Here is a 22,544-nt window from a genome sequence, read left to right as displayed (position 1 = left end):
AAAAACCGGTCATTTCTTACGAAATAACCGGTTGATCTGGTACGCCAGAAGGGATTCGAACCCCCGACCTTTTGGTTCGTAGCCAAACACTCTATCCAGCTGAGCTACTGGCGCATACCGCAGTTCCGACTGCCTATATATAATATCATTGCCGCCGCGAAAAGTCAACAGTTTTTTTCATAAAATCCGCAGTTTTTTTCGCGCCGTGTCCGTCAGCAAAAAGAAAAACCGGCTATCTCTTGCGAAATAACCGGTGTTCCTGGTACGCCAGAAGGGATTCGAACCCCCGACCTTTTGGTTCGTAGCCAAACACTCTATCCAGCTGAGCTACTGGCGCATACAGGATGTTTTCGTCTGCGATGTTCTCACTGACTGTTTTATATAATACCACAGTATGCGCCCCAAAGTCAAGCGTTTTTTTATTTTTTATTTCAGCAGCTCTTCCATCTCACCGATCAGGCTGTCGAACAGGGCGGTCGCGTCCTCGACCGGCTTCGGGCTTGCCATATCGACGCCTGCGCCGCGCAGCAGCGTGATCGGGTCGGCCGAGCAGCCGCCCGACAGGAAGCCGAGGTAATCGCGGACCGCCGGCTCGCCCTCACGCAGGATGCGGCGCGAAAGCGCGATCGCGGCGGCGTAGCCGGTCGCGTACTGATAAACATAGTAATCATAGTAGAAGTGCGGAATGCGCGCCCATTCCAGCGCGATCTCGTCATCTACGACCATTTCCGGTCCAAAATACTGCTCATTCAGCTTTTTGTACAGAGCGCACAGCGCGTCTGCGGTCGTGCCCTCGCCGCGGCGCGTCATCTCGTTCGCCTCCAGCTCGAACTCCGCGAACATGGTCTGGCGGTACAGTGTGCCGCGGAACTGCTCGAGGAAGTGGTTAATCAGGTAGGCGCGTTCCTTTTTGTCGGTCGTGACCGACAGCAGGTACTCCATCAGCAGCGCCTCGTTGCAGGTCGAGGCGACTTCCGCCACGAAGATCACATAGTCCTGATATGCGGTCGGCTGACGGGTGTTGGACAGGTAGGAATGGATGGAGTGGCCCATCTCGTGCACGAGCGTGAACACATCGTCGAGCGTGCCCTTGAAGTTGAGCAGCACATAGGGATGCACGCGCGCGCCTGCCGAATACGCGCCCGAGCGCTTGCCCTCGTTCTCGTAAACGTCGATCCAGCGGTTTTCAAAGCCCTCGCGGATGAGCGCGAGATAATCCTCGCCGAGCGGCGCGAGCGCCTTGAGCGCGATCTCCTTCGCCTCCTCAAACGTGAACTTCATCTCCACGCCCTCGACGACCGGCACATACAGGTCGTACATATGCAGCTCGTCCACGCCGAGCAGCTTTTTGCGCAGCTCGACATAGCGGTACATGGGACCGAAGGAGCGGTGCACCGCGTCGATCAGATTGCGGTAGATCTCGGTCGGGACCTCGGTGCCGTCGAGCGCCGCATCGAGCGTCGAGGGATACTTGCGCACCTTCGCATAGAACAGCAGCTGCTTGAGCTGCGCGGACAGCGTCGCCGCCGAGGTATTGCGGAACTGGCCGTAGACCGAATAGAGCGAGTCGAACGCCGACTTGCGCAGAACGCGGTCGTAGGACTGCATGAGCGGGATATAGGTGCCGTGGGTAACGGGATGCTTTTCGCCGTCCCCCGCCGTCGCGTCCGGGAATTTGAGGTCGGCGTCGTTGAGCATGGAATAGATGTCGTCCGGGCTGGCCGCCATTTCGCCTGCGGCGGCGAGGATCGCCTCCTCTTTATCCGAGAGCACATGCTCGCGGCGGCGGCGCACGCGCTCGATGCACAGACGGTAGTTCTCCAGCTCGGGCGCCTCGGCGTACAGACGGTTCAGCGTCTCGTCGTCGATGGCGAGCAGCTCAGGGGTCTCGAACGCGGCGGCCGACTGAAGCTCGACCGCAAAGCGCGTCACCTGCGCGACCATTTCCTGATACGCCGCCACGCGGGTATCCTCATCGCTGCGGCGCTGTGCATAGTGCACGATCGGATCGAACGCAAGACTGATCTCGTCGTCCAGACGGAAAAAGCGCAGCAGGGTCTCGCCGCTCTCCGCCAGATGGCCGCGGAAGGCGGTAACGCGCGGAATGAACTCCTTCGCTGCGGCAAGCGCTTCGCGCCATGCGTCGTCGGTCGCGAACAGGTCCTCGATCGCCCATTTATCCTGCGCTGCGACGTCCTCGCGTGCAGGGATCTTTCTGGTTTCCATATTGATCTTCCTTTCCGGGACGGCTGAAAGGCCGCCATGTTCGGATCATTTTTTCTTACGCTATTAGCATACCGCAACCGCGCAGAATATGCAAGCACGAGACGAAAAGCCGCGCTTGACCGTAGTCCGATTTCGGACTATAATAAAATACGGAAAATATTTCTTTCATACGGAGGTTTTTATGCAGATCAGACTGTCAGACCACTTTTCCTTCGGCCGTCTGCTTCGTTTTACGCTCCCGAGCATCGCCATGATGATCCTGACCTCGCTGTACAGCGTCGCGGACGGACTTTTTGTGTCCAACATGGTCGGAGACATCGGTCTGAGCGCGGTCAACATCATGTTCCCGGTCGCCATGCTGATCGCGGCGGTCGGCTTCATGCTCGGCACCGGCGGCAGCGCGGTCGTCGCGCGCACGCTCGGCGAGGGCCGTCCCGACATGGCGAACCGCTTTTTCTCGATGTTCGTCTTTGCCGTCATCCTTTTCGGCGGTGTTCTGAGCGCGGCCGGTGCGGCGTTCGTCGAACCCATCGCCCGGCTCGCCGGTGCGAGCGATATTCTGATGGACTCCTGCGTGTCCTACGGCCGTATTCTGTTCGCCGGCAGCCTCCCTTTCATGCTCCAGACCTCACTCCAGCCGTTTTTCGTTGTCGCGGAAAGGCCGAACATGGGTCTTATCCTGTCCATCGCCTCGGGCGTGACCAATTTCGCCGGCGACTGGGTGCTCATTCAGCTCATCGGCCTGCCGGGCGCGGCGTGGGCGACGGTCGCCGGCTACTGCGTCGGCGGCATCATCCCGCTCGTATTCTTCATCACGCACCGCTCCGGCCTGCACCTCACCGGCACAAAGCTGTATATCCGTGAGTTTTTGCAGGCCTGCGGCAACGGCGCGTCCGAGCTGATGAGCAACATCTCCTCGTCCCTCGTCGGCATCCTGTATAACCTCGAGCTGATGCGGCTGGTCGGTGAGCGCGGCGTTGCGGCGCACTCGGTCATGATGTACGTCGATTTCGTCTTTATCGCGGCGTTTCTCGGCTTCTCCATCGGCAGCGCGCCCATCATCAGCTATCATTTCGGCGCGGAGAACCACGATGAGCTGAAAAATGTATTTCGAAGGAGCATGTTCCTTATACTCGTCACCTCGGGCGCGATGGTCGTGCTGAGCGAAGCGCTCTGCCGTCCGCTGTGCGCGGCCTTCGTCGGCTACTCCCCCGACCTGATGCAGCTCACCGTGCACGGCTTCCGCCTGTTCGCGCTGTGCTATCTGTTCTGCGGCGTAAACATCTATGCGTCGGCGTTCTTCACCGCGCTGTGCAACGGCGCGCTGAGCGCCTTCATCTCCTTCCTGCGTTCGCTGCTGCTGCGCGGCGGTCTGGTCCTCCTGCTTCCGCCCGTGCTCGGTCTGGACGGCGTATGGCTCGCCGTTGTCGCGGCCGAGGGTCTTTCCGCCGCCGTCTCGGCGGCGCTCCTGTGGCGGCAGCGCACGCGGTATCATTATCTTTGATACTGCCGCGAAGCTGCGCAATTAAAGTTGACTTTTTCAACGGATATTGATATACTGATAACGTTATAATCGTTATTTATGCGATGACGCAGGAAAAGTAACCGTTTTTTCGCGTGCGAAAAGAGAGGAGCCTCCCGGCTGAAAGGGCTCTGTGCGCGGAGCGGCGAAGTGCGCCTGCCGAGCATCGGGGTCAAACGCCCCGCGGAACGCGCCCGTTACCGCGCGCACGAGTGAAAAATCGGAGTGGAACCGCGTCTCTACGCCTCCCGAGGGAACAATATCCCCGGGAGGCTTTTTCTGTATCCGGCACTCGTTTTTCTGTCGAAATCCATCAAAAGGAGATAAAAACCATGAAACTCTACAACACACTGACCCGTCAGAAGGAAGAATTCGTTCCGATCACGCCGGGCGAGGTAAAGATGTATTCCTGCGGCCCGACCGTATACAACTACTTCCATGTCGGCAACGCGCGTCCGTTCATCATTTTCGACCTGCTGCGCTGCTACCTCGAGTACCGCGGCTACAAGGTCAAGTTCGTGCAGAACTTCACCGACATCGACGACAAGGTCATCAACAAGGCCAACGAAGAGGGCGTTGACTTCAACACCATCGCAGAGCGCTATATCAAGGAATACTATGTCGACGCGCAGGGTCTCGGCGTCAAGAAGGCTTCCGTGCACCCGCGCGCGACCGAGACCATGGACGCCATCATCGACATCGTCGAGCGTCTGATCGAGAACGGCCACGCCTACGTTGCGGAGAACGGTGACGTTTACTTCCGCACCAAGTCCTTCCCGGAGTACGGCAAGCTGTGCCATCAGCCGATGGAGGAGCTTCAGGCCGGCGCGCGCATCTCGGTCGGCGAGGTCAAGGAGGACCCGATGGACTTCGCGGTCTGGAAGGCTGCCAAGCCGGGCGAACCGGCATGGGATACGCCGTGGGGCAGCAAGGGCCGTCCGGGCTGGCACATTGAGTGCTCGGCTATGGCGAACAAGTACCTCGGCAAGACCATCGACATCCATTCCGGCGGTCTCGACCTCATCTTCCCGCACCACGAGAACGAGATCGCGCAGTCCGAGTGCGCAAACGGCTGCACCTTCGCGCATTACTGGCTGCACAACGGCTTCCTGACCATCGACAACGAGAAGATGTCCAAGTCCAAGGGCAACTTCTTCATGGTGCGCGACGCGGCCAAGCAGTTCGGCTACGAGACCATCCGCATGTTCATGCTGAGCGCGCACTACCGCACCCCGCTCAACTATTCGGCGGAGTCGCTCGAGATGAACAAGGCGTCGCTCGCCCGTCTGTACGAGGCAAGAAACAACATGGAATTCCGCATCGAGAAGGCCTCCGGCGACACCATGACCGCCGAGGAGACCGAGAAGCTCGAGGCGCTGGGGGGCTACAAGCAGAAGTTCATCGACGCGATGGACGACGATCTGAACACCGCAGACGCGCTCTCCGCAATCTTCGAGCTGACCCGCGAGATCAACGCCTACAACGGCGCACATCAGGACGCGACCCGCGCCTTCCTCACCGCAGCGCATGATCTGTTCATGGAGCTGACCGGCGTGCTCAATCTGGTTCAGAAGCGCGACGACGCAGTCGACCCGGACGCAGAGAAGATCGAGGAGCTGATCGCGCAGCGTGCAGCGGCCAAGAAGGCAAAGGACTTTGCCGAGGCGGACCGTATCCGCGGCGTGCTGGCGGACATGGGCGTTACCATCAAGGATACCCGTCAGGGTACGCAGTGGAGCCGTTCTTAATTTCTTAAAAACGTTTCCCACGCGAAGGCGTGAGCTTTGCCGTTCCCACGGCAGGGGCAAAAGGGGGCAGGACACCGTATGGTTTCCTGCCCCCTCTTGACTCCCCCGACCTTCTTTTGGCCGCTCAGCAAAGCGTTCGCGGCTAAAGGCGAGGGGTGTACGGATATGTCTGGTGCTCCAAGGCTTTATACTTTATCGAAATCTGGCTGGTTCAGTCGATTTTTTGTACTTTCTGTGACGGCCGTGTAAAACCCGGCGTTTTCTGTGGAATTTCTGATTTCAATATGGTATAATAGCCGCTATACGGCTATTATACAAACTATTTAACAATTATACCATTAGCGGCAGCAAAGCTGGCGGCAGGGTTGGATTTTTAGCGCCGCTATGGTATAATAGCTCGGTACACAGTATGTATATCCGAAAACGAAACCAACGGAGGAAGTTTATGAAAATCATCAATGAAAAGGGCAAGCTGTTCGGTCTGATCAACATTGTCGATCTGCTCGTGCTGATTGCGGCTGTCGCTGTCGCTGCCGGCGTCGGCTACAAGCTGTTCGCGCCCCAGATCAAGGAGTCGGTCCAGCCGCAGGTCGAGCTGACCGCGATCGTCCGCGTGCGCGGCGCAACCCCGTTCCTCGTCACTGAGGTCGAGCGCAACAGCCAGGTCGGCAAGCAGCTCGTCAGCGGCAACTCCTATGTCAATGGCACCATCGAGGACATGAAGATCGAGGACTACGCGCAGCAGGTCACCACCGCTGACGGCCGCATCGTCACCGCGGTCGACCCGGACAAGAAGGACATCGTATTCACCATCAAGACCACCGTCCCCAAGGGCACCGCTACCCCGTCCATCGGTACGCAGGAGGTTCGCGCAGGCCGCACCTTCATCGTAAAGACCAACGACTTCGAGACGAGCGGCAACATCGACTCGGTCGATATCGCGGACTGAGCCGATGAAAGCGATTTTTGAAAACAGTCTTCTGGTACGGGCGATACTCTGCCTGTGCGCCTGGTATCACGAAGGCGCGATCGCGCACTTTTTCGCGCGCATCCGCGAGGCCTATGCCGACTCGCGGTTCCGCCGCCTGTGGGAGCGCTTCTGCGCCGCTCCGCCCTGCACGACGGCGAACAGCGGCTACGCACGCATCGCTGCGGCGCTGCGCCGTCTGGTCGTATGCATCGGCACCGCCGTGCGGAACAGCCTCATCTACCGTCTCTGTCTGGCCGTCTGGCGCCCCATCGTGCACGTGACCGAGGACGGCTTCGTCGGCCGGGCGCTCCGCTTCGCCGGCATGCGCGGCCTGCTGCTCATCTGTCTGGCGATGTACCTGCCGCTCGACTATTTTATCCGTCTGGCCGCGAATGCGGGCTATCTGCCCTCGTTCATCGCCTCCGGCTGGGATGAAATGCTCATGCTCGCGGCGGCCTGCTACCTGCTGTGGCACACCGCGATGAAGCGCGCGCCGCTCCAGCTGCGCACCACGCCCGTAGACGCCTACCTCATCCTGTTCATCGCCGTCGGCTTCTTCCTGATGTGCGCGGTCTCCCCCTACCCGTCTATCGCACTCGACGGATACCGCGCCGTCGTCGAGTACCTGTTCTGGTTCTTCCTTGTCACGCGGCTCATCGAGGATGACCGCGACTTCGCGATCTTCTACGGCGCGCTCATCACCATGGCGCTCTGCATCGCGCTGCACGGCATTTACCAGTTCATCATCGCCGCGCCTATCCCGGCCTCCTGGGTCTCCCAGACCGAGCAGAACGTGCGCACGCGCGTCTACTCGCTCACGGGCAGTCCGAACATCATGGGCAGCCTGCTCGTGCTGTTCGCGCCGATGGTCGCGGGACTGGCGTATTACAGCCGCAAAATGTGGGTCAAGGTGCTCGCCGTCTGCGGCACCGGCATGATGTGCATGTGCTGCATCTTCACGTTCTCCAAGGGCGCGTGGGGCGGCCTTGTGGTCGCGGTCCTCGTATTCGCGATCTTCCTCGACCGCCGTCTGATCGCGCTGATGGGCGTGGCCGGCTGCGGCGCTCTGCTCGCCATCCCCTCCATCGCCAACCGCATCACCTATATGTTCACCTCGGACTACGCCGCTGCGAGCCAGCGCGCAGGCCGCATGGTGCGCTGGGCGACCGGTCTGGATCTGCTGCATGAGAGCAATCCGCTCCTCGGCTTCGGCCTCGGCCGCTTCGGCGGCGCGGTCGCCATGCAGAACAAGATCATCGAGCAGAACGAGGAGTTCTCCTACTTCTACATGGACAACTACTACCTCAAGACGCTCGTCGAGATGGGCTATGTCGGCCTCATCGCCTTTATCATCCTGCTCGTCGGCATGTCGCTGTGGTGCCTGCGCTCGATCGGCCGCACCAAGCTCTGCGAGACCGACCGCACGCGCGTGCTCGCGGTCTCCCTGTTCTCCGGCATGTGCGGCGTCATGGTGCACTGCTATTTCGAGAACATTTTCGAGGTGCCGTACATGATGGCCTACTTCTGGAGCATGGCCGCCGCCGTGCTCTACCTCGGATATTTCCGAAAAACGCGAAAAGCATAAAACATTTAACACAGCACTTTACCTGAGCGCGGACGCAAGTCCGCGCTCTTTTTTGTGCGTTTTTACAAACGGTTTTTCAGATTTTTTTCATTTTACATATGTTTTACAAAGCTCCTCTTTTGGATTTTACACAGCTTTTGTAAGCTGTTACCGTACTGAAAAAGTGAACGAATGACAAAGGAGAAAACAATCATGAAGAAAAGTGTATCCATGCTGCTTGCAGCGCTCATGCTGACCGGCGCTCTGGCCGGCTGCGGCAGCTCCGCCTCCGGCACGCAGGCTGAGGACGGCGCAGACAGCGGCGTTTCCGGCGCGATCACGGTCATCTCCCGTGAGGACGGCTCGGGCACGCGCGGCGCGTTCATCGAGCTGACCGGCGTCGAGGAAAAGACCGCTGACGGCAAAAAGGTCGACAACACCACCGCCGATGCGGAGATCGCAAACAAGACCGATGTCGTGCTGACCAGCGTCGCAGGCAACGAGAAGGCCATCGGCTACATCTCGCTCGGCGCTCTGAACGATACCGTAAAGGCTGTCAAGGTAGACGGCGCTGAGGCGACCGTAGACAACGTAAAGGCAGGCGCCTACAAGCTGTCCCGCCCGTTCAACATCGCGACCAAGGGCGAGCCGACCGGCGTAGCCAAGGATTTCATCAGCTTCATCCTCTCCAAGGAAGGTCAGGCCGTTGTCACCGACAACAAGTACATCGCAGTCAACGACGCAGCAGAGTCCTTCGTATCCGACGGCTCCTCCGGCCAGATCGCAGTCGGCGGCTCCTCCTCTGTTTCTCCGGTCATGGAGAAGCTGATCGAGGCTTACAAGTCGGTCAACCCGAACGCCTCCATCGACCTCCAGACCTCTGACTCCACCTCCGGCATGACCGGCGCGATGGACGGCACGTTCGCCATCGGCATGGCATCCCGTGAGCTGAAGGACGAGGAAGCAGCCCAGCTGACCAGCACCGCAATCGCGCTCGACGGCATCGCAGTCATCGTCAACCCGGCCAACACCATCGACGAGCTGTCCATGGACCAGATCAAGAGCATCTACGTCGGCGACATCACCGACTGGGGCGACCTCGCCTGATACAACCGAACAGGGAAACACGGGGGCGGAACACTTCGTCCCCTTCCCTATGTATGGAGTGAAATCATGAAAAACCTTCGAGAAACTCTGATGCACATCGTATTTTTCGTCTGTGCGCTGACTTCAATCGCCGCGGTCGTGCTGATCTGCCTGTTTCTGTTCGCCAACGGCATTCCGGCCATGAAGGAGATCGGCCTGCTGAACTTCCTCACGGGCGCGAAGTGGAAGCCGGGCAACGACATTTACGGCATTCTGCCGATGATCCTCGGCAGCATCTACATCACCGCAGGCGCGGTCGTCATCGGCGTGCCGGTCGGCCTGCTGACCGCCATCTTCATGGCGTTCTACTGCCCGAAAAAGCTCTACGGCCTGCTCAAGCCCTGCACCGAGCTGCTCGCCGGCATCCCCTCCATCGTCTACGGCTTTTTCGGCATGGTCGTCATCGTGCCGTGTATCCGCACCGTCGCCGCGCTGTTCGGTGCGGACATCTCCGGCTCGTCCATCCTCGCCGCGTCCGTGCTGCTCGGCATCATGATCCTGCCGACCGTCATCGGCGTCTCCGAGGCCGCGCTGCGCGCGGTACCGTCCGCCTACTATGAGGGCGCGGTCGCCATGGGCGCGCGTCACGAGCGCGCGATCTTCACGGTCATGCTCCCGGCGGCGAAATCCGGCGTGCTCGCAGGCGTTGTCCTCGGCATCGGCCGCGCCATCGGCGAGACTATGGCGGTCATCATGGTCGCAGGCAACCAGCCGCGCCTGACCGGCAATATGCTCAAGGGCATCCGCACCATGACCGCGAACATCGTCATCGAGATGGGCTACGCCACCGGCCTGCACCGCGAAGCGCTCATCGCGACCGGCGTTGTGCTGTTCGTGTTCATCCTCATCATCAATCTGACATTCTCGATCCTGAAAAGGAGGAAACAGGCATGACAAGAGAAGCTGCCGGAACGGTCACCGTTCCCCGGGACAACGCGCGCTCCGAGCGCGTCTGCGGCGGCGTTTCCGCCGCCATCGAAAAGGGTCTGGTCTACGCCGCCGCGATCCTGACCTTCGCGGTGCTGCTGTTCCTCATCGGCTACATCCTCGTGACCGGCATCCCGCATCTCACCCCGTCGCTGTTCTCCCTGCATTACACCTCGGAGAACGTCTCCATGATACCGGCCATCGTCACGACCGTCGAGATGACCGCGCTCGCGCTGCTGCTCGCCGTCCCGCTCGGCCTGTTCACGGCCATCTACCTCAACGAGTACGCAAAGCGCGGCAACAAGCTCGTCGGCGTCATCCGCGTGACGACCGAAACGCTCTCCGGCATCCCTTCCATCGTGTACGGCCTGTTCGGCATGCTGTTCTTCGTCACCCGGCTGCACTGGGGCTACTCGCTCATCGCCGGCGCCATGACGCTCGCCATCATGATCCTGCCGCTCATCATGCGCACCGCTGAGGAGGCGCTCATGAGCGTGCCGGATTCCTTCCGCGAGGGCTCGTTCGGCCTCGGCGCCGGCCGCCTGCGCACCGTGTTCCGCATCGTGCTCCCCGCCGCCGTGCCGGGCATCCTGTCGGGCATCATCCTCAGCATCGGCCGCATCGTCGGCGAGACCGCCGCGCTCATCTTCACCGCCGGCACCATGGCGCAGATCCCCGGCCTCACCCAGTCCGGCCGCACGCTCGCCATCCATATGTATGTGCTCTCCGGCGAGGCGCTGCACATGAACGAGGCCAACGCGACCGCCGTCGTACTGCTCATCGTCGTGCTGCTGATGAACGCGCTGTCCGCCTTTGCGGCGCGAAAGCTGACCAAAAAGTGATATGAACCATGAAATGCATTCCATCCGCCGCTTCGCTCCCCTGTGCGCGACCGCGGCGGACTGCGACAGCGAGAGCGCTCTGCGCCGGGCGGAAAGCCGCGCCCGGCGCACCATCCATGAACAAGACAAAAGAGGGTTTTACATGAGTGAAAATAAAATTGAGATCCGGGACATGAACCTGTATTACGGCGATTTCCACGCCCTGCACGACATCAACCTGGACATCAAGGCAAACGAGATCACCGCCTTCATCGGCCCGTCCGGCTGCGGCAAGAGCACCCTGCTGCGCTCGCTCAACCGCATGAACGACCTCGTAGAGGGCTGCCGCATCACGGGCGACATCCAGCTCGACGGTCAGGACATCTACAAAAACTGCGACGTCAACCTGCTGCGCCGCCGCGTCGGCATGGTATTCCAGAAGCCGAACCCGTTCCCGATGTCCATCTACGACAACATCGCCTACGGTCCGCGCACCCACGGCATCCGCAGCCGCGTCAAGCTCGACGAGATCGTCGAGACCTCGCTCCGCCACGCCGCCATCTGGGACGAGACCAAGGACAGCCTGAACAAATCCGCGCTCTCCATGTCCGGCGGTCAGCAGCAGCGTATCTGCATCGCGCGCGCCCTCGCCGCCGATCCGGAGGTCCTGCTGATGGACGAGCCGACCTCCGCGCTCGACCCGATCTCGACCGCAAAGATCGAAGACCTTGTGCTCGAACTTAAAAAGGATTATACTATCGTTATGGTCACACACAATATGCAGCAGGCCACCCGTGTTTCGGATACGACTGCATTCTTCCTCCTCGGCGACATGATCGAAGCGGACGATACGGAGAAGCTGTTCTCCACGCCGCGCGACAAGCGTACCGAGGACTACATCACGGGGAGGTTCGGCTGATATGAGAAACCGTTTCGACAACCAGCTTGCAGAGCTGAACAATGAACTGATCTCGATGGGTGCACTGTGTGAGAACGCGATCGCGAGCGCGGTGAAATCCCTGATCGACGGCGACACCAAGCTCGCCGCCGCCGCGATCCGCATCGACCACGAGATCGACCGCAAGGAGCGCGAGATCGAATCCATGTGTCTCAAGCTGCTGCTCCAGCAGCAGCCGGTCGCGAGCGACCTGCGTCTGATCTCCTCGGTGCTCAAGATGATCACCGACATCGAGCGCATCGGCGACCAGGCGAGCGACATCGCCGAGATCGTCACCTGCCTGTCCGGCGCGTGCGGCCACAACGCCCACATCGACCAGATGGCGCAGGCGACTATTAAAATGGTCACGGACAGTCTCGACGCCTTCGTGCGCCGCGACCTGACGCTTGCATGGAGCGTCATCGAGTACGACGATGTGGTAGACCGCCTGTTCGACGAGTGCAAGCAGGATCTCATCGCGGAGATCGCGCAGAGCCCCGCGGACGGCGAGCGCGTGCTCGATGTTCTCATGATCGCAAAATACCTCGAGCGCATCGGCGACCACGCGACCAACATCGCGGAATGGGTGGAATTCTCCATCACCGGAACGCACAAGAGCGAAACGCACGTATAAAAAGCCAGGACCCACGAAATTCGTGGGTCTCAGCCTGTCGATAAAGTCTGTTTTCACGCCAAAACAGCAGTCGCGCGGCAGCGCGCATTCAAAAGCGTTTGCTGCGCAAACGCATAAGCCCGTAGGCCTCTATCCTCAAGAGATATTTAATGAGAGCAACCGGGGGCGTGTACCTCGGTTTTCATACTTTAAGAGGGAGAAAGTTTCCGTATGGGAACTTTCGGACGTCCGTGTTTTGCGAAGTCAAAACACAGATTGTCGGAAAAACGATAGTTTTTCGACAGTCTCGTCTATCCCCTCTTTTCCCGGATATTATCAACATTTTAAGGAGAGAAACCAAATGATCTACTGCGTGGAGGACGATGCAGGCATTCGTGAGCTTGTTGTCTATACCCTGCAAAACACCGGCATGGAGGCGCGCGGCTTCGCCGACGGCACAGCGCTGTTCTCCGCCCTGCGGAACGAAAAGCCCGACCTCATCCTGCTCGACATCATGCTCCCCGGCGAGGACGGCATTTCCATCCTGCGCCGTCTGCGCAGCCTGCCCGACACCGCCGCGCTCCCGGTCATCCTTCTGACCGCGAAGAACACCGAGTACGACAAGGTCATCGGTCTGGACAGCGGCGCGGACGACTACATCGCAAAGCCCTTCGGCATGATGGAGCTTGTCGCGCGTGTACGCGCCGTACTCCGCCGCACGCAGGACGCCGTTTCGCCCGCCGAGCACGTTCTGCTTTCCGACGGCCCCATCTCGCTCGACGAGCGCGCGCATACGGTCTGCGTTTCCGGTCAGCCCGTCCAGCTCACGCTCAAGGAATATCAGCTGCTGACGCTGCTGATGAAAAATCAGGGCGCTGTGCTCACGCGCGACGTGCTGCTCGAAAACATCTGGGGCTACGGCAGCGAGAGCGAGACCCGCACCGTCGACGTGCACATCCGCACGCTGCGTCAGAAGCTCGGCGACGGCGGCGCACTCATTGAGACCGTGCGCGGCGTCGGCTACCGCATGGGAGGAAACGCATGAGAAAGCGCGTTTTCGGCAGCATTTTCCTCACCGCTATCGTAACGCTCCTGCTGACCGCAGGTCTGTTCCTGCTCGTGGTACACGCAGGGCTGACCCGCGACCTGCGCGGCAGGCTCGCACGCGAGGGCGGATATATCGCCGCTACTGTCTCCGCCGACCGCGACCTGGAGGAGATCAAAGCGCTCGGTACGCTGTGTGCGGACCGCATCACCCTCGTGAAGAAGGACGGCACGGTGCTGTATGACAACGAAACGCCGGCCGCCGAAATGGAAAACCACGGCACACGCCCGGAGATCCGCAGGGCGGCAGAGACCGGCGTGGGCGAGGACAGCCGCCTGTCCGAAACGCTCGAGACCCAGACGTATTATTATGCGCTCCGTCTCGCAAACGGCGACATCCTGCGTATTGCCGCGACCGCCGACAGTGCCTTCGGTGCCCTTGCGGGCGCGTCCCCGTGGATCGTGCTCGTCGTGCTGCTCGCGCTGCTCGTGGCGGCGCTGCTCGCAAGCCGCCTCACGCACGTATTTCTCGCGCCGATCGTATCGCTCGACCTTCATGATCCGCTGAAAAACGAGGCATACGACGAGCTTTCTCCCCTGCTGCACCGCATCGACCGCCAGAACCGCCGCATCAGCATCCAGATGGATGAGCTGCGCCGCCGTCAGGCCGAATTCGATGACATCACCGCACGCATGGACGAGGGTCTGGTGCTGTTCTCCTCCTCCGGCGACATTCTGTCCGCGAACAATGTCATCCATCAGCTGTTTCCGCAGGATAAGGCCCGCCGGCAATTATCTGACGCTGTGCCGCGACGCGGCCTATGTCGAAGCGGTCGAGCAGGCGCTCCGCGGCGGAAGCGCGCACACGAGAATGGAGAAAAACGGCCGTATCTGGTCGCTCGCGGCCAGCTCGGTCGCTGAGGACGGCGCAGGCCACGCCGCCGTGCTGCTCATCGTTGACATCACCGAGCGCGAGCAGGCCGAACAGCAGCGGCAGGAGTTCACCGCGAACGTTTCGCACGAGCTGAAAACGCCGCTGACGAGCATCATGGGCTACGCCGAGATCATCGAGGCAGGTATCGCAAAGCCGACCGACGTCGTTCCCTTCGCCGGGAAGATCCGCACCGAGGCACAGCGTCTGCTCTCGCTCATCGAGGACATCATCCGTCTCTCGCAGCTCGACGCCGGCGGCGAAGAGATCCCGTTCGAGCCGATCGAGCTTCAGCCGCTCTGCTGCACGGTCCGCAGCCGTCTGCAAAGCAAGGCCGACCGTCTGGGTCTGAAGATCGAATGTGCGGGCGAAAACGCGACCGTTTCCGGTCAGCGCAGAACGCTCGAGCAGATGGTGTTCAACCTTGCGGACAACGCCCTCGCGTATAACCGCCCGAACGGCAGCGTGACGATCGAAACCGGCACGGACAGCGACGGCGCCCCCTTCGTCCGCGTCTCGGATACCGGCATCGGCATCGCCCCGGCCGACCAGAAGCGTGTTTTCGAGCGCTTCTACCGCGTGGACAAGAGCCACAGCAAAATGACCGGCGGCACCGGTCTCGGCCTGTCTATCGTCAAGCACGGCGCGGCCCTGCACGGCGCGGCGCTCACGCTCGACAGCACCCTGAATGTCGGCACCAGGATCACGCTGACGTTCCCGAAAAACAGGAAATAACGAAAAAAGTTTATTTTCATGCAGGAACGGCAGCCGCGCGGCTGCGCGCATGAAAAAGCGTTTGCTGCGCAAACGCATGCGCCCGTAGGCCTCTATCCTCAAAAATATTCAATGAGAGAAACCGGGGGCGTGTACCTCGGTTTGGATACTTTGAGAGGGAGAAAGTTTCCGTATGGGAACTTTCGGACGTCTGTGTTTTGCGAAGTCAAAACACAGATTGTCGGAAAAACGAAGTTTTTCGACAAACTAAAAAGGCACGCCTGAGGCGTGCCTTTTGATTGCTTTTCGAGTTCTTAGCGAGTCTTGCGGTTAACAGCGAACAGCTTTGCGGTGCCCGGATCGTTTGCCAGCTCGAACATTGCGGAACCCATCAGGAAATTACGAAAATTCTTCTTCATTTTTCATTACCTCTTTCTTGTGGGGAAGCACTCTTTCGTGTTCCCTCAGCTCATTTTTTATTCTGGTAGTATTATAGCGCGGCGGGACGCGATGCGCAAGCGCAAACGTGTACGGAATATACAAGCGGCGAAAAATATTTTTAGATAGTATAACCAAACAGTCCCATTAAATCCACTTTCACAATTAAATTCATATGAATTTTAACACCAGAAAACGTTTGCGTAAATTGAATTCCTATGAAATTTCATATTCCTCGGTCATTTGTGCTATTTTTTGCTCTGAAAAATTGTAACTTGCGTCATTGACAAGCAAGGTCTCTTGAATTATTATATAATATATCCAATCGCAAACGTTTGCGAATTTGTAAAATACAGCGTATTGTGCAAAGACGCTGAGCAGAAAGGAGGCTCTCCCAGGCAATCCCCCGCGCTGAAACGCACATTCCCCCGTGCAGACCGAGCCGAAAACACAGTTTCGCGCTCCGCTGCATCACCGATACGGAAAGAAGGTCAGGTTCTATGATGAAAAAACGATTGACAAGTCTCGCACTGTCCGCCATGATGGTGCTGTCAATGGTTCCCGCAACTGCATTCGCGGCGAAGGACGCAGGCACTCCGCCGACCTACAACAGCGCAACCGGCTGCTATGAGATCTCTACCCCGGCCCAGCTTCTATATCTTGCCGGCAAATGGAAAGACGGCGCTCCGCGCGATGGACACTATGTCCTGACCGCCGACATCGACATGACCGGCGTCAAGGGCTTCAAGCCGATCGCATCCAAAAAAGCCGAGGGCTTTACCGGCACGTTCGACGGCCAGTTCCACTCGATCAAGGGCCTTCGCATTGAATATGAAAAGAAATATGCCGGTCTGTTCGGCTATGTCGGCAATCAGGACGACCAGGCATATATCAAAAACGTTGCTCTGCTCGACTGCTATGTAACCGGTCAGCAGAACGTCGGCGCTCTGGCCGGCGTAAACTACGGCACGATCACCGACTGTGTCGTTACCGGCGAGGTCAAGTGCCTCGATCTGTCCAACTCGCATACCGCGGGCGGTATCTGCGGCAAGCTGAAGGAGGGCGAAGGCCCGATCGTCGGCCATGTCGAGGACTGCTACGTCAACGCCGACGTTTCCGCGCCGTATGACGCAGGCGGCATCGCAGGCATTCAGGACGGCGGCGGCTATCTGGCCCGCTGCTTCGCAGCCGGCACGGTCGATGCCACCGCGACGAGCGGCACGGTAGGCCACGCAGGCGGCATCGCAGGCTCCTTCAATGCAGGCGAAACGCTCAAGGACAGCGTTTCCGCACAGAGCATCATCAAGGGCGTACAGGACGTTGACAAGATCGTTGGCCAGCTCGATGACGAAGCTGCAACCAATATCACCGGCAACATCGCCTGGGAAGGCACGCAGCTTACCGGCAACGAGCCGACCGAGCAGCCCATCAAGTGGGAGGACGTTTCCACTGAAAAAATGACCAGCAAGGCGACCTACGAGGGTCTCGGCTGGGATATGAGCAAGGTTTGGGACTGGAGCGAAAGCAGCAAGCAGCCTGTCCTGCGCGGCTTTAACGCTTCTATCTTCCCGGCTGTCGATTACACCGTCAGCGGCACGCGCATCGTCTCCCGCGCACTCAACACCGCCCCCCACAACGGCAAGGCTGAGGTATCCGCGCGCATCGTCTCCACCGACAAGATCGAGAGCGCTACCCTGTACTACGGCTATGATTCCGCCAAGGTCGATACCGCTGTTGCCATGAAGGCCTCCGGCGATACCTACACCGCTTCCCTGCCGACCGATAAGGTAGGCGACATGTTCTACTACATCTCGGTAAAGACCGACAAGGAAACCGTCACCAAGCCGACGAACAGCGCAGAGCCCATCGTTCTGAACATCGACGACGGCAAGGTAAAGGGCGACCCCGACCAGATCACCATCACCCCGGACACCAAGCAGGGCGGCCTCCGCTTCAACTGGCTGACCGATCCGCGCGTCACCAAGACCGTGATCCAGTACAAGGTAAAGGGCGCTTCCAAGTGGGAGAGCAAGTCCGGCACCTCTTATGTTGAGTCCGTAACCGCAGGCTACAAGGAAAAGGCAGCGCACCGCGTTGAAATCACCGGTCTGACCCCGTCCGCTGAGTACGTCTACCGCGTAGGCGACGGCGGCGAGTTCATGAGCGAGGAGAAGTCCTTCACCGCACCGAAGTCCGCAGACGACAAGAATTTCAAGGTCATCTTCTACTCCGACCCGCAGTCTGAGTCCGTTGAGAACTACATGAGCTTCAAGTATTCCATCGACCAGGCGCTCAAGGTTTGCCCGAACCCCGACCTCATGATCTCCGCAGGCGACACCACCCAGAACGGCTACAAGTCCACTGAATGGGAAGCATGCTTCGAAGTCATGCATGACTACTACGCGAAGTACCCGACCGTTACGGTCGCAGGCAACCACGAGATGAAGGGCGACTGGAACTTCATTTCCTTCGCACAGCGCTTCAATATGTCCGGCGCAAAGACCGGCTACCCCGAGTTCGACCGCACCATGGGTTACTTTGAGTACGGCGACGCGATCTTCGTTATCCTGAACGGCGAGGTTACTCCGGCCGACAAGAAGCCAGAGATCATGAAGAAGGAGCTGCAGTGGTGCAAGAGCGTGCTCGACGCTTCCGACAAGAAGTGGCGCATCGTCATGACCCACGCAGGCCCGTACACCTCCAACCACGATCCGCTCGATGTCCGCGATTACTACATCAACGACAGCGAGTATTCGCTCGATAAGATGAACGTTGACCTGTTCCTCAACGGTCACGACCACATCTACATCCGCTCCACCGTCAAGAACGACATCAAGGTCAACACCGGCGACGGCACCACCTACATCACCGGCGGCACGGTCGGCAACAAGTTCTATGAGTACATTCCGGCACGCTCGGACTACTCCACCGACTTCTATGTAGATGAAGAGGATAAGCAGGTATTCTCCGTCATCGAGTTCTCCGAGGATTCCATCAAGGGCACCGCTTACCAGAAGCAGGACCCGGACGACTGGAACAGCTTCAAGGCAGTAGACAGCTACGAAATCCTCAACAACCGCCAGACCGGCAAGCAGGTCACCGATTACACCGACGTTTCCTCGAGCGCATGGTACTACGATGCTGCCAAGTACGTCACCGACAAGCAGCTGATGAGCGGCGAGAAGCCGTATGTATTCGGCGCAGACGAGGCTCTGACCCGTGCAGAGGTCGCTTCCGCCCTGTACAATCTGGCAGGTCAGCCCAAGGTTGAACTGGCATCCTTCACCGACGTTCCCGTGACCCATCAGGCACGCACCGCTATCGCGTGGGCGGCCAAGACCGGCATCATGAAGGGCGTTGGAGACAACAAGTTCGAGCCTGACCGCAGCGTATCCCGCGAAGAAATCGCAACCCTGCTCACCCGTCAGCGCAAGCTGTCCGGCGAGGACGTTTCCGCCGACAAGGCCGCTATCAACGAGTTCGCTGACAGTGCCAAGATTTCGAGCTGGGCAGTTGACGGCGTAGCATACTGCACCAAGTCCGGCCTCGTCAAGGGCAACCCGGGCAAGGTATTCGCACCCGCCGGCAACACCACCCGTGCGGAGCTCGCAACGATCATTCAGCGCATCGCTGCATAATCTCATTCATCCTTTCTGACAATCTCATTTCTCCTTACATGCGATCCCCTTTTGCAGCCTGCCGTCCGATACACTCTTCCCGTATCGGGCGGCAGGCACTTTTTAGAGACTGTCGAAAAACTTCGTTTTTCCGACAATCTGTGTTCTGACTTCGCAGAACACGAGTCGTCCGAAAGTTCCCATGCGGAAACTTTCTCCCTCCTAAGGGGCAAAAACCGAGGCGCATGTCCCCGGTTTTTGCAGACTTTGCTGCGCAAAGTCTGTTAAATTCGCGCTGCCGCGCGTAAGCTGTTTTTCCGTCAAACCGGACTCTATCGGCAGGCTTATTTTTATCGAAAGCAGTCGAGCAGGTACAGGCGAAACTCGACTGTTTCGCTGTTCTCCCCTTTTACGCTCTCGCGGCAGGCTATGGAGAACGCCGTTCCCCACCACGCTGCCTTTCTCTGTTCCGCCGGGGCGAACGCCGCCGTCACGAGCACGGTCAGCGCCGTCATCAGCGCGCAGGCCGCCTGTTTTCTTCTGTTATCCATGCAAAAAACCGCCCTTTCCGGTAACTGTGTTCACAGTCTGCCCGGAGGGCGGTCTTTTTATACGTATTTCGCGCTTACTGCACGGTTTCCGTGAGGAAAGTCTCGGAGAAGCGGCGCGCGAGCACGGTCGCGGCGGCATCGGCGGCGTTGCGGTCGGAGAACAGGCCGTAAACGGTCGGGCCGGAGCCGCTCATGAGGGTCGCGTCCGCGCCGTTCTCGCGCAGCACCGCGCGGATCTCGCCGATCTGGTGGCGCTTTGTCGCGGTAACGGTCTCCATCACGTTCATCAGTCGGCCGCAGACGCCCTGATAATCGCCGTTTTCGAGCGCCTGTTTCATGCCCTCGGTGTCCGGGCGCTGCGTCAGCGGCACGCTGTCGATCTCCTGATAGACCTCCCTGGTCGAGACCGCGAACGGCGGCTTGCACAGCACGACGTAGCAGTGCGGCATATCCGCGAGCTGCGTCAGCTTTTCACCGATTCCCTCGGCGAGCATGGTGCCGCCGCGCAGGCAGTACGGCACATCCGCGCCGAGCTTAAGTCCGATCTCGCACAGGCGGTCGCGCGACAGGCCGGTATCATGCAGCTGATTGAGCGCGCGCAGCACGGCAGCCGCATCGGTCGAGCCGCCGGCAAGACCTGCCGCGATCGGGATGCGCTTTTCAATGAAAATCTCGCAGGTCTCGAGCGTCGTGCCGGTCTCCTTATAGAACAGCTCAGCCGCGCGGTACGCGAGGTTGCGCTCGTCGGTCGGCAGGAACGGCAGGCTGCACGAGAGCACGATGCCGCGCGGCTTTTTCTCCCCGCGCACGACCGTGACGCGCACATCGTCATGCAGGTCGACCGACTGCATCACCATTTCCACCAGATGATAGCCGTCCTCGCGCTTTCCCGTGACGTCGAGCGTCAGATTGATCTTCGCGCGAGCCTCGATCATGGTGCGTTCGCGCGTTTCCTGTTGCTTTTTCCCGAAAATCATGAAATTTTCGCCCCTTTTTCCCTTTTTCTCAGCCAAGCGGCACGAAATGCGGCTTTCTCTCCCGGAACACGGTAACATAAGTGAAGCCGGCGTCCTGCGCGTTCCTTACGCTGTCGTCAAAGCCGCGTCCGACAGCAGCGAGGGTATGTGCGTCCGAGCCGATGGAGATGCGCTCGCCGCCCATGCGCCGGTATTCATACAGCACGTTCTGCGGCGGCCCGACGCGCTTCTGCCAGCCGCCCAGACCGGCCGCATTCAGCTCGAGCGCGTACCCGCGGTCGATGCACGAGCGCAGCACCTGCTCGACGCGGTCCATAAAATGGTCGAACGAGGGCGTATAGCCGTCGTACTTCATCACGCGCAGCGGATAGTCGATGTGCGCGAGCACATCAAAGCCGCCGTGCTCCTCCATTTTGAGCACCTCGTCGAAATATTCGTGCAGAAAGGCATCGCAGTCCAGCTTCTCGTATTCATGGAAGTAAATATCGAGATCGTCCGGCATGGCGTGCATCGAGCCGATGACCATATCGAGCGGATGCGTGCGCACGAAATCGTCCGCCGCCGGGTCGACATGGATCTGTCCGATCTCGATGCCCGCAAGCACCTCGATTCCGCCGTTCCCGGCCGGACGGCGCTTTTCCCACGCCTCGCGCACGCAGCTCTCCGCGTCGCGGTTCTCCTCCGGCGGACGGCGGCGGAAAAAGTCCAGATGGTCGGTCAGACCGATGATGTCCAGCCCGGCCCGCTCGCAGGCCGCGATCTTGTCGTCTATCGTCTGCGGAAAGTCGGCGTCCGCCGAATATCCGGTGTGCATATGCAGATCAACACGCATAGATTTCCCTCGTTTCGCTGAAGGCAATACCGCATAGCGGTGCTGCCCTCAAATATTAAAATGTGAGCGCGGTTTCGACAAAGCAGCCCGCGATGACCAGTATCATGCCGGCGTTGCCGAACACGGCGCGCATATCCGGCGCGCACGGACCGTGCAGCCAGATCTGGTCTTTGCGGCCGCGCACGAGCAGGATAACGCCCAGAACGACCGACACCATCCAGAACGCGCCGAGCGCCATGTCGGACGCCGCGCAGTCAGGCAGCAGCAGCGACACGACCGCCCCGAAAAAGTTCAGCACCATGTGCAGCGCGACCGAAACGCGCAGCAGACCTGTGCGGTAGTACACATAGGCGAGCAGCAGACCGAGCAGGAACGCATAGAAAAACTGCTCCAGATTGGCGTGGTACAGCGCAAACAGCAGGGCGGAAACGAAGGCGCCGGGCGCCTGTCCGTAGCGCGCGAGCCGTCCTGCGACCAGACCGCGGAACAGCAGCTCCTCGCACAGCGGTCCGAGCAGGCACACGCAGACGATGTTGACCGAGAGCGGCATCGCGTTTACCATATCGTCCACGATCGGCGCGGGCGCGCGGCCTGTGACCAGACCGACAAGGTCGGTCACGGCGTTGCCGATGAGCGAGCCGATCCACATGAGGGCGAAGCCGATCACCGCCCACCGGACGAACGTCCGCGCGCGCGGCAGCTCTTTGCAGAACGGCATGGGCGGCATGCCCTTGCAGATGCGGAACGCCGCGGGCAGCGAAACCGCGTAGCCGCCGACCAGAATGAGCGCGTAATAGAGCGTATCCGGCATGCGCACGGGCAGGACATACACATCGAGTGCGATGATGCCGTACTGCCACGCCGACGTCCAGATCAGCACGAAAAACAGCGCCGCGCCGATGCGCGAGCAGTAGCGCCGCTCCTGTTTCAGATCCATATCTTCCATATTTTTCTCCCAGAGACGAA

Annotated in this window: 19 protein-coding genes and 2 tRNA genes; 14 read left to right on the top strand and 7 right to left on the bottom strand. The window is 59.7% G+C overall.

Features of this window, described 5'->3' with window-relative positions; genetic code table 11:
* Window positions 1-37: 37 nt before the first annotated feature.
* The 3 genes from H8S02_RS02015 to pepF all read right to left on the bottom strand — a co-directional run bounded on the left by H8S02_RS02015 (window position 38) and on the right by pepF (window position 2,226).
* Window positions 38-114, bottom strand: a tRNA-Arg gene (locus tag H8S02_RS02015).
* Between the two features lie 146 nt (window positions 115-260).
* Window positions 261-337, bottom strand: a tRNA-Arg gene (locus tag H8S02_RS02010).
* An 89-nt stretch (window positions 338-426) separates the two neighbouring features.
* Window positions 427-2,226, bottom strand: a complete 1,800-nt coding sequence (gene pepF, locus H8S02_RS02005; RefSeq protein WP_186969045.1) for an oligoendopeptidase F — start codon at window positions 2,224-2,226, stop codon at window positions 427-429.
* A 181-nt stretch (window positions 2,227-2,407) separates the two neighbouring features.
* On the opposite strand from pepF, the gene H8S02_RS02000 reads away from it, so the two are divergent.
* From H8S02_RS02000 to H8S02_RS01935, 14 genes are all read left to right on the top strand, one after another.
* Window positions 2,408-3,730: an MATE family efflux transporter gene (locus H8S02_RS02000; RefSeq protein ID WP_186969043.1), complete on the top strand. Its 1,323-nt coding sequence runs from the start codon at window positions 2,408-2,410 to the stop codon at window positions 3,728-3,730.
* Between the two features lie 350 nt (window positions 3,731-4,080).
* On the top strand, window positions 4,081-5,496 hold the full coding sequence (gene cysS / locus H8S02_RS01995) for a cysteine--tRNA ligase (protein WP_118684347.1): 1,416 nt from the start codon (window positions 4,081-4,083) through the stop codon (window positions 5,494-5,496).
* 445 nt (window positions 5,497-5,941) lie between these two features.
* The gene (locus H8S02_RS01990; protein WP_186969041.1) at window positions 5,942-6,445 is read left to right on the top strand and encodes a DUF4330 domain-containing protein; all 504 of its coding nucleotides are present in this window, start codon (window positions 5,942-5,944) and stop codon (window positions 6,443-6,445) included.
* Window positions 6,446-6,449: 4 nt separating this feature from the next.
* Entirely contained in the window at window positions 6,450-8,051 is a 1,602-nt protein-coding gene (locus H8S02_RS01985) for an O-antigen ligase family protein (RefSeq protein WP_186969039.1), read from the top strand.
* A 192-nt stretch (window positions 8,052-8,243) separates the two neighbouring features.
* Window positions 8,244-9,137, top strand: coding sequence for a substrate-binding domain-containing protein (locus H8S02_RS01980; protein ID WP_186969037.1), 894 nt, complete (start codon window positions 8,244-8,246; stop codon window positions 9,135-9,137).
* Window positions 9,138-9,203: 66 nt separating this feature from the next.
* Window positions 9,204-10,070, top strand: coding sequence for a phosphate ABC transporter permease subunit PstC (pstC, locus tag H8S02_RS01975; RefSeq protein ID WP_186969035.1), 867 nt, complete (start codon window positions 9,204-9,206; stop codon window positions 10,068-10,070).
* Window positions 10,067-10,945, top strand: coding sequence for a phosphate ABC transporter permease PstA (gene pstA, locus H8S02_RS01970; protein WP_186969033.1), 879 nt, complete (start codon window positions 10,067-10,069; stop codon window positions 10,943-10,945). The genes pstC and pstA overlap by 4 nt, the downstream gene beginning before the upstream one ends.
* Before the next feature lie 142 nt (window positions 10,946-11,087).
* Window positions 11,088-11,843: a phosphate ABC transporter ATP-binding protein PstB gene (gene pstB, locus H8S02_RS01965; RefSeq protein WP_243166390.1), complete on the top strand. Its 756-nt coding sequence runs from the start codon at window positions 11,088-11,090 to the stop codon at window positions 11,841-11,843.
* Between the two features lies 1 nt (window position 11,844).
* Complete coding sequence (gene phoU / locus H8S02_RS01960; protein WP_186969032.1) at window positions 11,845-12,495, top strand: phosphate signaling complex protein PhoU; 651 nt, start codon at window positions 11,845-11,847, stop codon at window positions 12,493-12,495.
* Window positions 12,496-12,835: 340 nt separating this feature from the next.
* Window positions 12,836-13,519, top strand: coding sequence for a winged helix-turn-helix domain-containing protein (locus H8S02_RS01955; protein ID WP_186969030.1), 684 nt, complete (start codon window positions 12,836-12,838; stop codon window positions 13,517-13,519).
* Window positions 13,516-14,439, top strand: a complete 924-nt coding sequence (locus H8S02_RS01950) for a hypothetical protein (protein ID WP_186969028.1) — start codon at window positions 13,516-13,518, stop codon at window positions 14,437-14,439. Before H8S02_RS01955 ends, H8S02_RS01950 begins: the two co-directional genes overlap by 4 nt.
* Window positions 14,390-15,184, top strand: coding sequence for a sensor histidine kinase (locus H8S02_RS01945; protein ID WP_186969026.1), 795 nt, complete (start codon window positions 14,390-14,392; stop codon window positions 15,182-15,184). Before H8S02_RS01950 ends, H8S02_RS01945 begins: the two co-directional genes overlap by 50 nt.
* Window positions 15,185-15,202: 18 nt before the next feature.
* Complete coding sequence (locus tag H8S02_RS01940; RefSeq protein WP_186969025.1) at window positions 15,203-15,448, top strand: hypothetical protein; 246 nt, start codon at window positions 15,203-15,205, stop codon at window positions 15,446-15,448.
* A gap of 653 nt (window positions 15,449-16,101) precedes the next feature.
* Window positions 16,102-19,239, top strand: coding sequence for an S-layer homology domain-containing protein (locus H8S02_RS01935; RefSeq protein ID WP_186969023.1), 3,138 nt, complete (start codon window positions 16,102-16,104; stop codon window positions 19,237-19,239).
* Between the two features lie 329 nt (window positions 19,240-19,568).
* Here the strand turns inward: H8S02_RS01935 and H8S02_RS01930 are convergent, their stop codons facing one another.
* The 4 genes from H8S02_RS01930 to H8S02_RS01915 form a co-directional block, all read right to left on the bottom strand.
* Entirely contained in the window at window positions 19,569-19,769 is a 201-nt protein-coding gene (locus H8S02_RS01930) for a hypothetical protein (protein ID WP_186969021.1), read from the bottom strand.
* Window positions 19,770-19,843: 74 nt separating this feature from the next.
* Complete coding sequence (gene ispE / locus H8S02_RS01925; protein WP_186969019.1) at window positions 19,844-20,746, bottom strand: 4-(cytidine 5'-diphospho)-2-C-methyl-D-erythritol kinase; 903 nt, start codon at window positions 20,744-20,746, stop codon at window positions 19,844-19,846.
* A 28-nt stretch (window positions 20,747-20,774) separates the two neighbouring features.
* On the bottom strand, window positions 20,775-21,578 hold the full coding sequence (locus H8S02_RS01920) for a histidinol-phosphatase HisJ family protein (protein WP_186969017.1): 804 nt from the start codon (window positions 21,576-21,578) through the stop codon (window positions 20,775-20,777).
* 55 nt (window positions 21,579-21,633) lie between these two features.
* On the bottom strand, window positions 21,634-22,524 hold the full coding sequence (locus H8S02_RS01915; protein ID WP_186969016.1) for a CPBP family intramembrane glutamic endopeptidase: 891 nt from the start codon (window positions 22,522-22,524) through the stop codon (window positions 21,634-21,636).
* Window positions 22,525-22,544 lie beyond the last annotated feature (20 nt).

The sequence above is a fragment of the Agathobaculum hominis genome, from assembly GCF_014288055.1.
Lineage (GTDB): Bacteria > Bacillota > Clostridia > Oscillospirales > Butyricicoccaceae > Agathobaculum > Agathobaculum hominis.
Note: the sequence above shows the minus strand (reverse complement) of the source record. Positions and strands in the feature narration are given on the sequence as shown.

Bases quoted from the DNA above. Each gene is read 5' to 3' on its own strand.
- H8S02_RS01940 (WP_186969025.1), top strand. From the start codon at position 15,203: ATGCAGGAACGGCAGCCGCGCGGCTGCGCGCATGAAAAAGCGTTTGCT.
- H8S02_RS01935 (WP_186969023.1), top strand. From the start codon at position 16,102: ATGATGAAAAAACGATTGACAAGTCTCGCACTGTCCGCCATGATGGTG.
- H8S02_RS01945 (WP_186969026.1), top strand. From the start codon at position 14,390: ATGGAGAAAAACGGCCGTATCTGGTCGCTCGCGGCCAGCTCGGTCGCT.
- pepF (WP_186969045.1), bottom strand. From the start codon at position 2,226: ATGGAAACCAGAAAGATCCCTGCACGCGAGGACGTCGCAGCGCAGGAT.
- H8S02_RS01980 (WP_186969037.1), top strand. From the start codon at position 8,244: ATGAAGAAAAGTGTATCCATGCTGCTTGCAGCGCTCATGCTGACCGGC.
- H8S02_RS01950 (WP_186969028.1), top strand. From the start codon at position 13,516: ATGAGAAAGCGCGTTTTCGGCAGCATTTTCCTCACCGCTATCGTAACG.
- pstC (WP_186969035.1), top strand. From the start codon at position 9,204: ATGAAAAACCTTCGAGAAACTCTGATGCACATCGTATTTTTCGTCTGT.
- H8S02_RS01985 (WP_186969039.1), top strand. From the start codon at position 6,450: ATGAAAGCGATTTTTGAAAACAGTCTTCTGGTACGGGCGATACTCTGC.
- H8S02_RS01930 (WP_186969021.1), bottom strand. From the start codon at position 19,769: ATGGATAACAGAAGAAAACAGGCGGCCTGCGCGCTGATGACGGCGCTG.
- ispE (WP_186969019.1), bottom strand. From the start codon at position 20,746: ATGATTTTCGGGAAAAAGCAACAGGAAACGCGCGAACGCACCATGATC.
- pstA (WP_186969033.1), top strand. From the start codon at position 10,067: ATGACAAGAGAAGCTGCCGGAACGGTCACCGTTCCCCGGGACAACGCG.
- pstB (WP_243166390.1), top strand. From the start codon at position 11,088: ATGAGTGAAAATAAAATTGAGATCCGGGACATGAACCTGTATTACGGC.
- H8S02_RS02000 (WP_186969043.1), top strand. From the start codon at position 2,408: ATGCAGATCAGACTGTCAGACCACTTTTCCTTCGGCCGTCTGCTTCGT.
- cysS (WP_118684347.1), top strand. From the start codon at position 4,081: ATGAAACTCTACAACACACTGACCCGTCAGAAGGAAGAATTCGTTCCG.
- H8S02_RS01915 (WP_186969016.1), bottom strand. From the start codon at position 22,524: ATGGAAGATATGGATCTGAAACAGGAGCGGCGCTACTGCTCGCGCATC.
- H8S02_RS01990 (WP_186969041.1), top strand. From the start codon at position 5,942: ATGAAAATCATCAATGAAAAGGGCAAGCTGTTCGGTCTGATCAACATT.
- phoU (WP_186969032.1), top strand. From the start codon at position 11,845: ATGAGAAACCGTTTCGACAACCAGCTTGCAGAGCTGAACAATGAACTG.
- H8S02_RS01955 (WP_186969030.1), top strand. From the start codon at position 12,836: ATGATCTACTGCGTGGAGGACGATGCAGGCATTCGTGAGCTTGTTGTC.
- H8S02_RS01920 (WP_186969017.1), bottom strand. From the start codon at position 21,578: ATGCGTGTTGATCTGCATATGCACACCGGATATTCGGCGGACGCCGAC.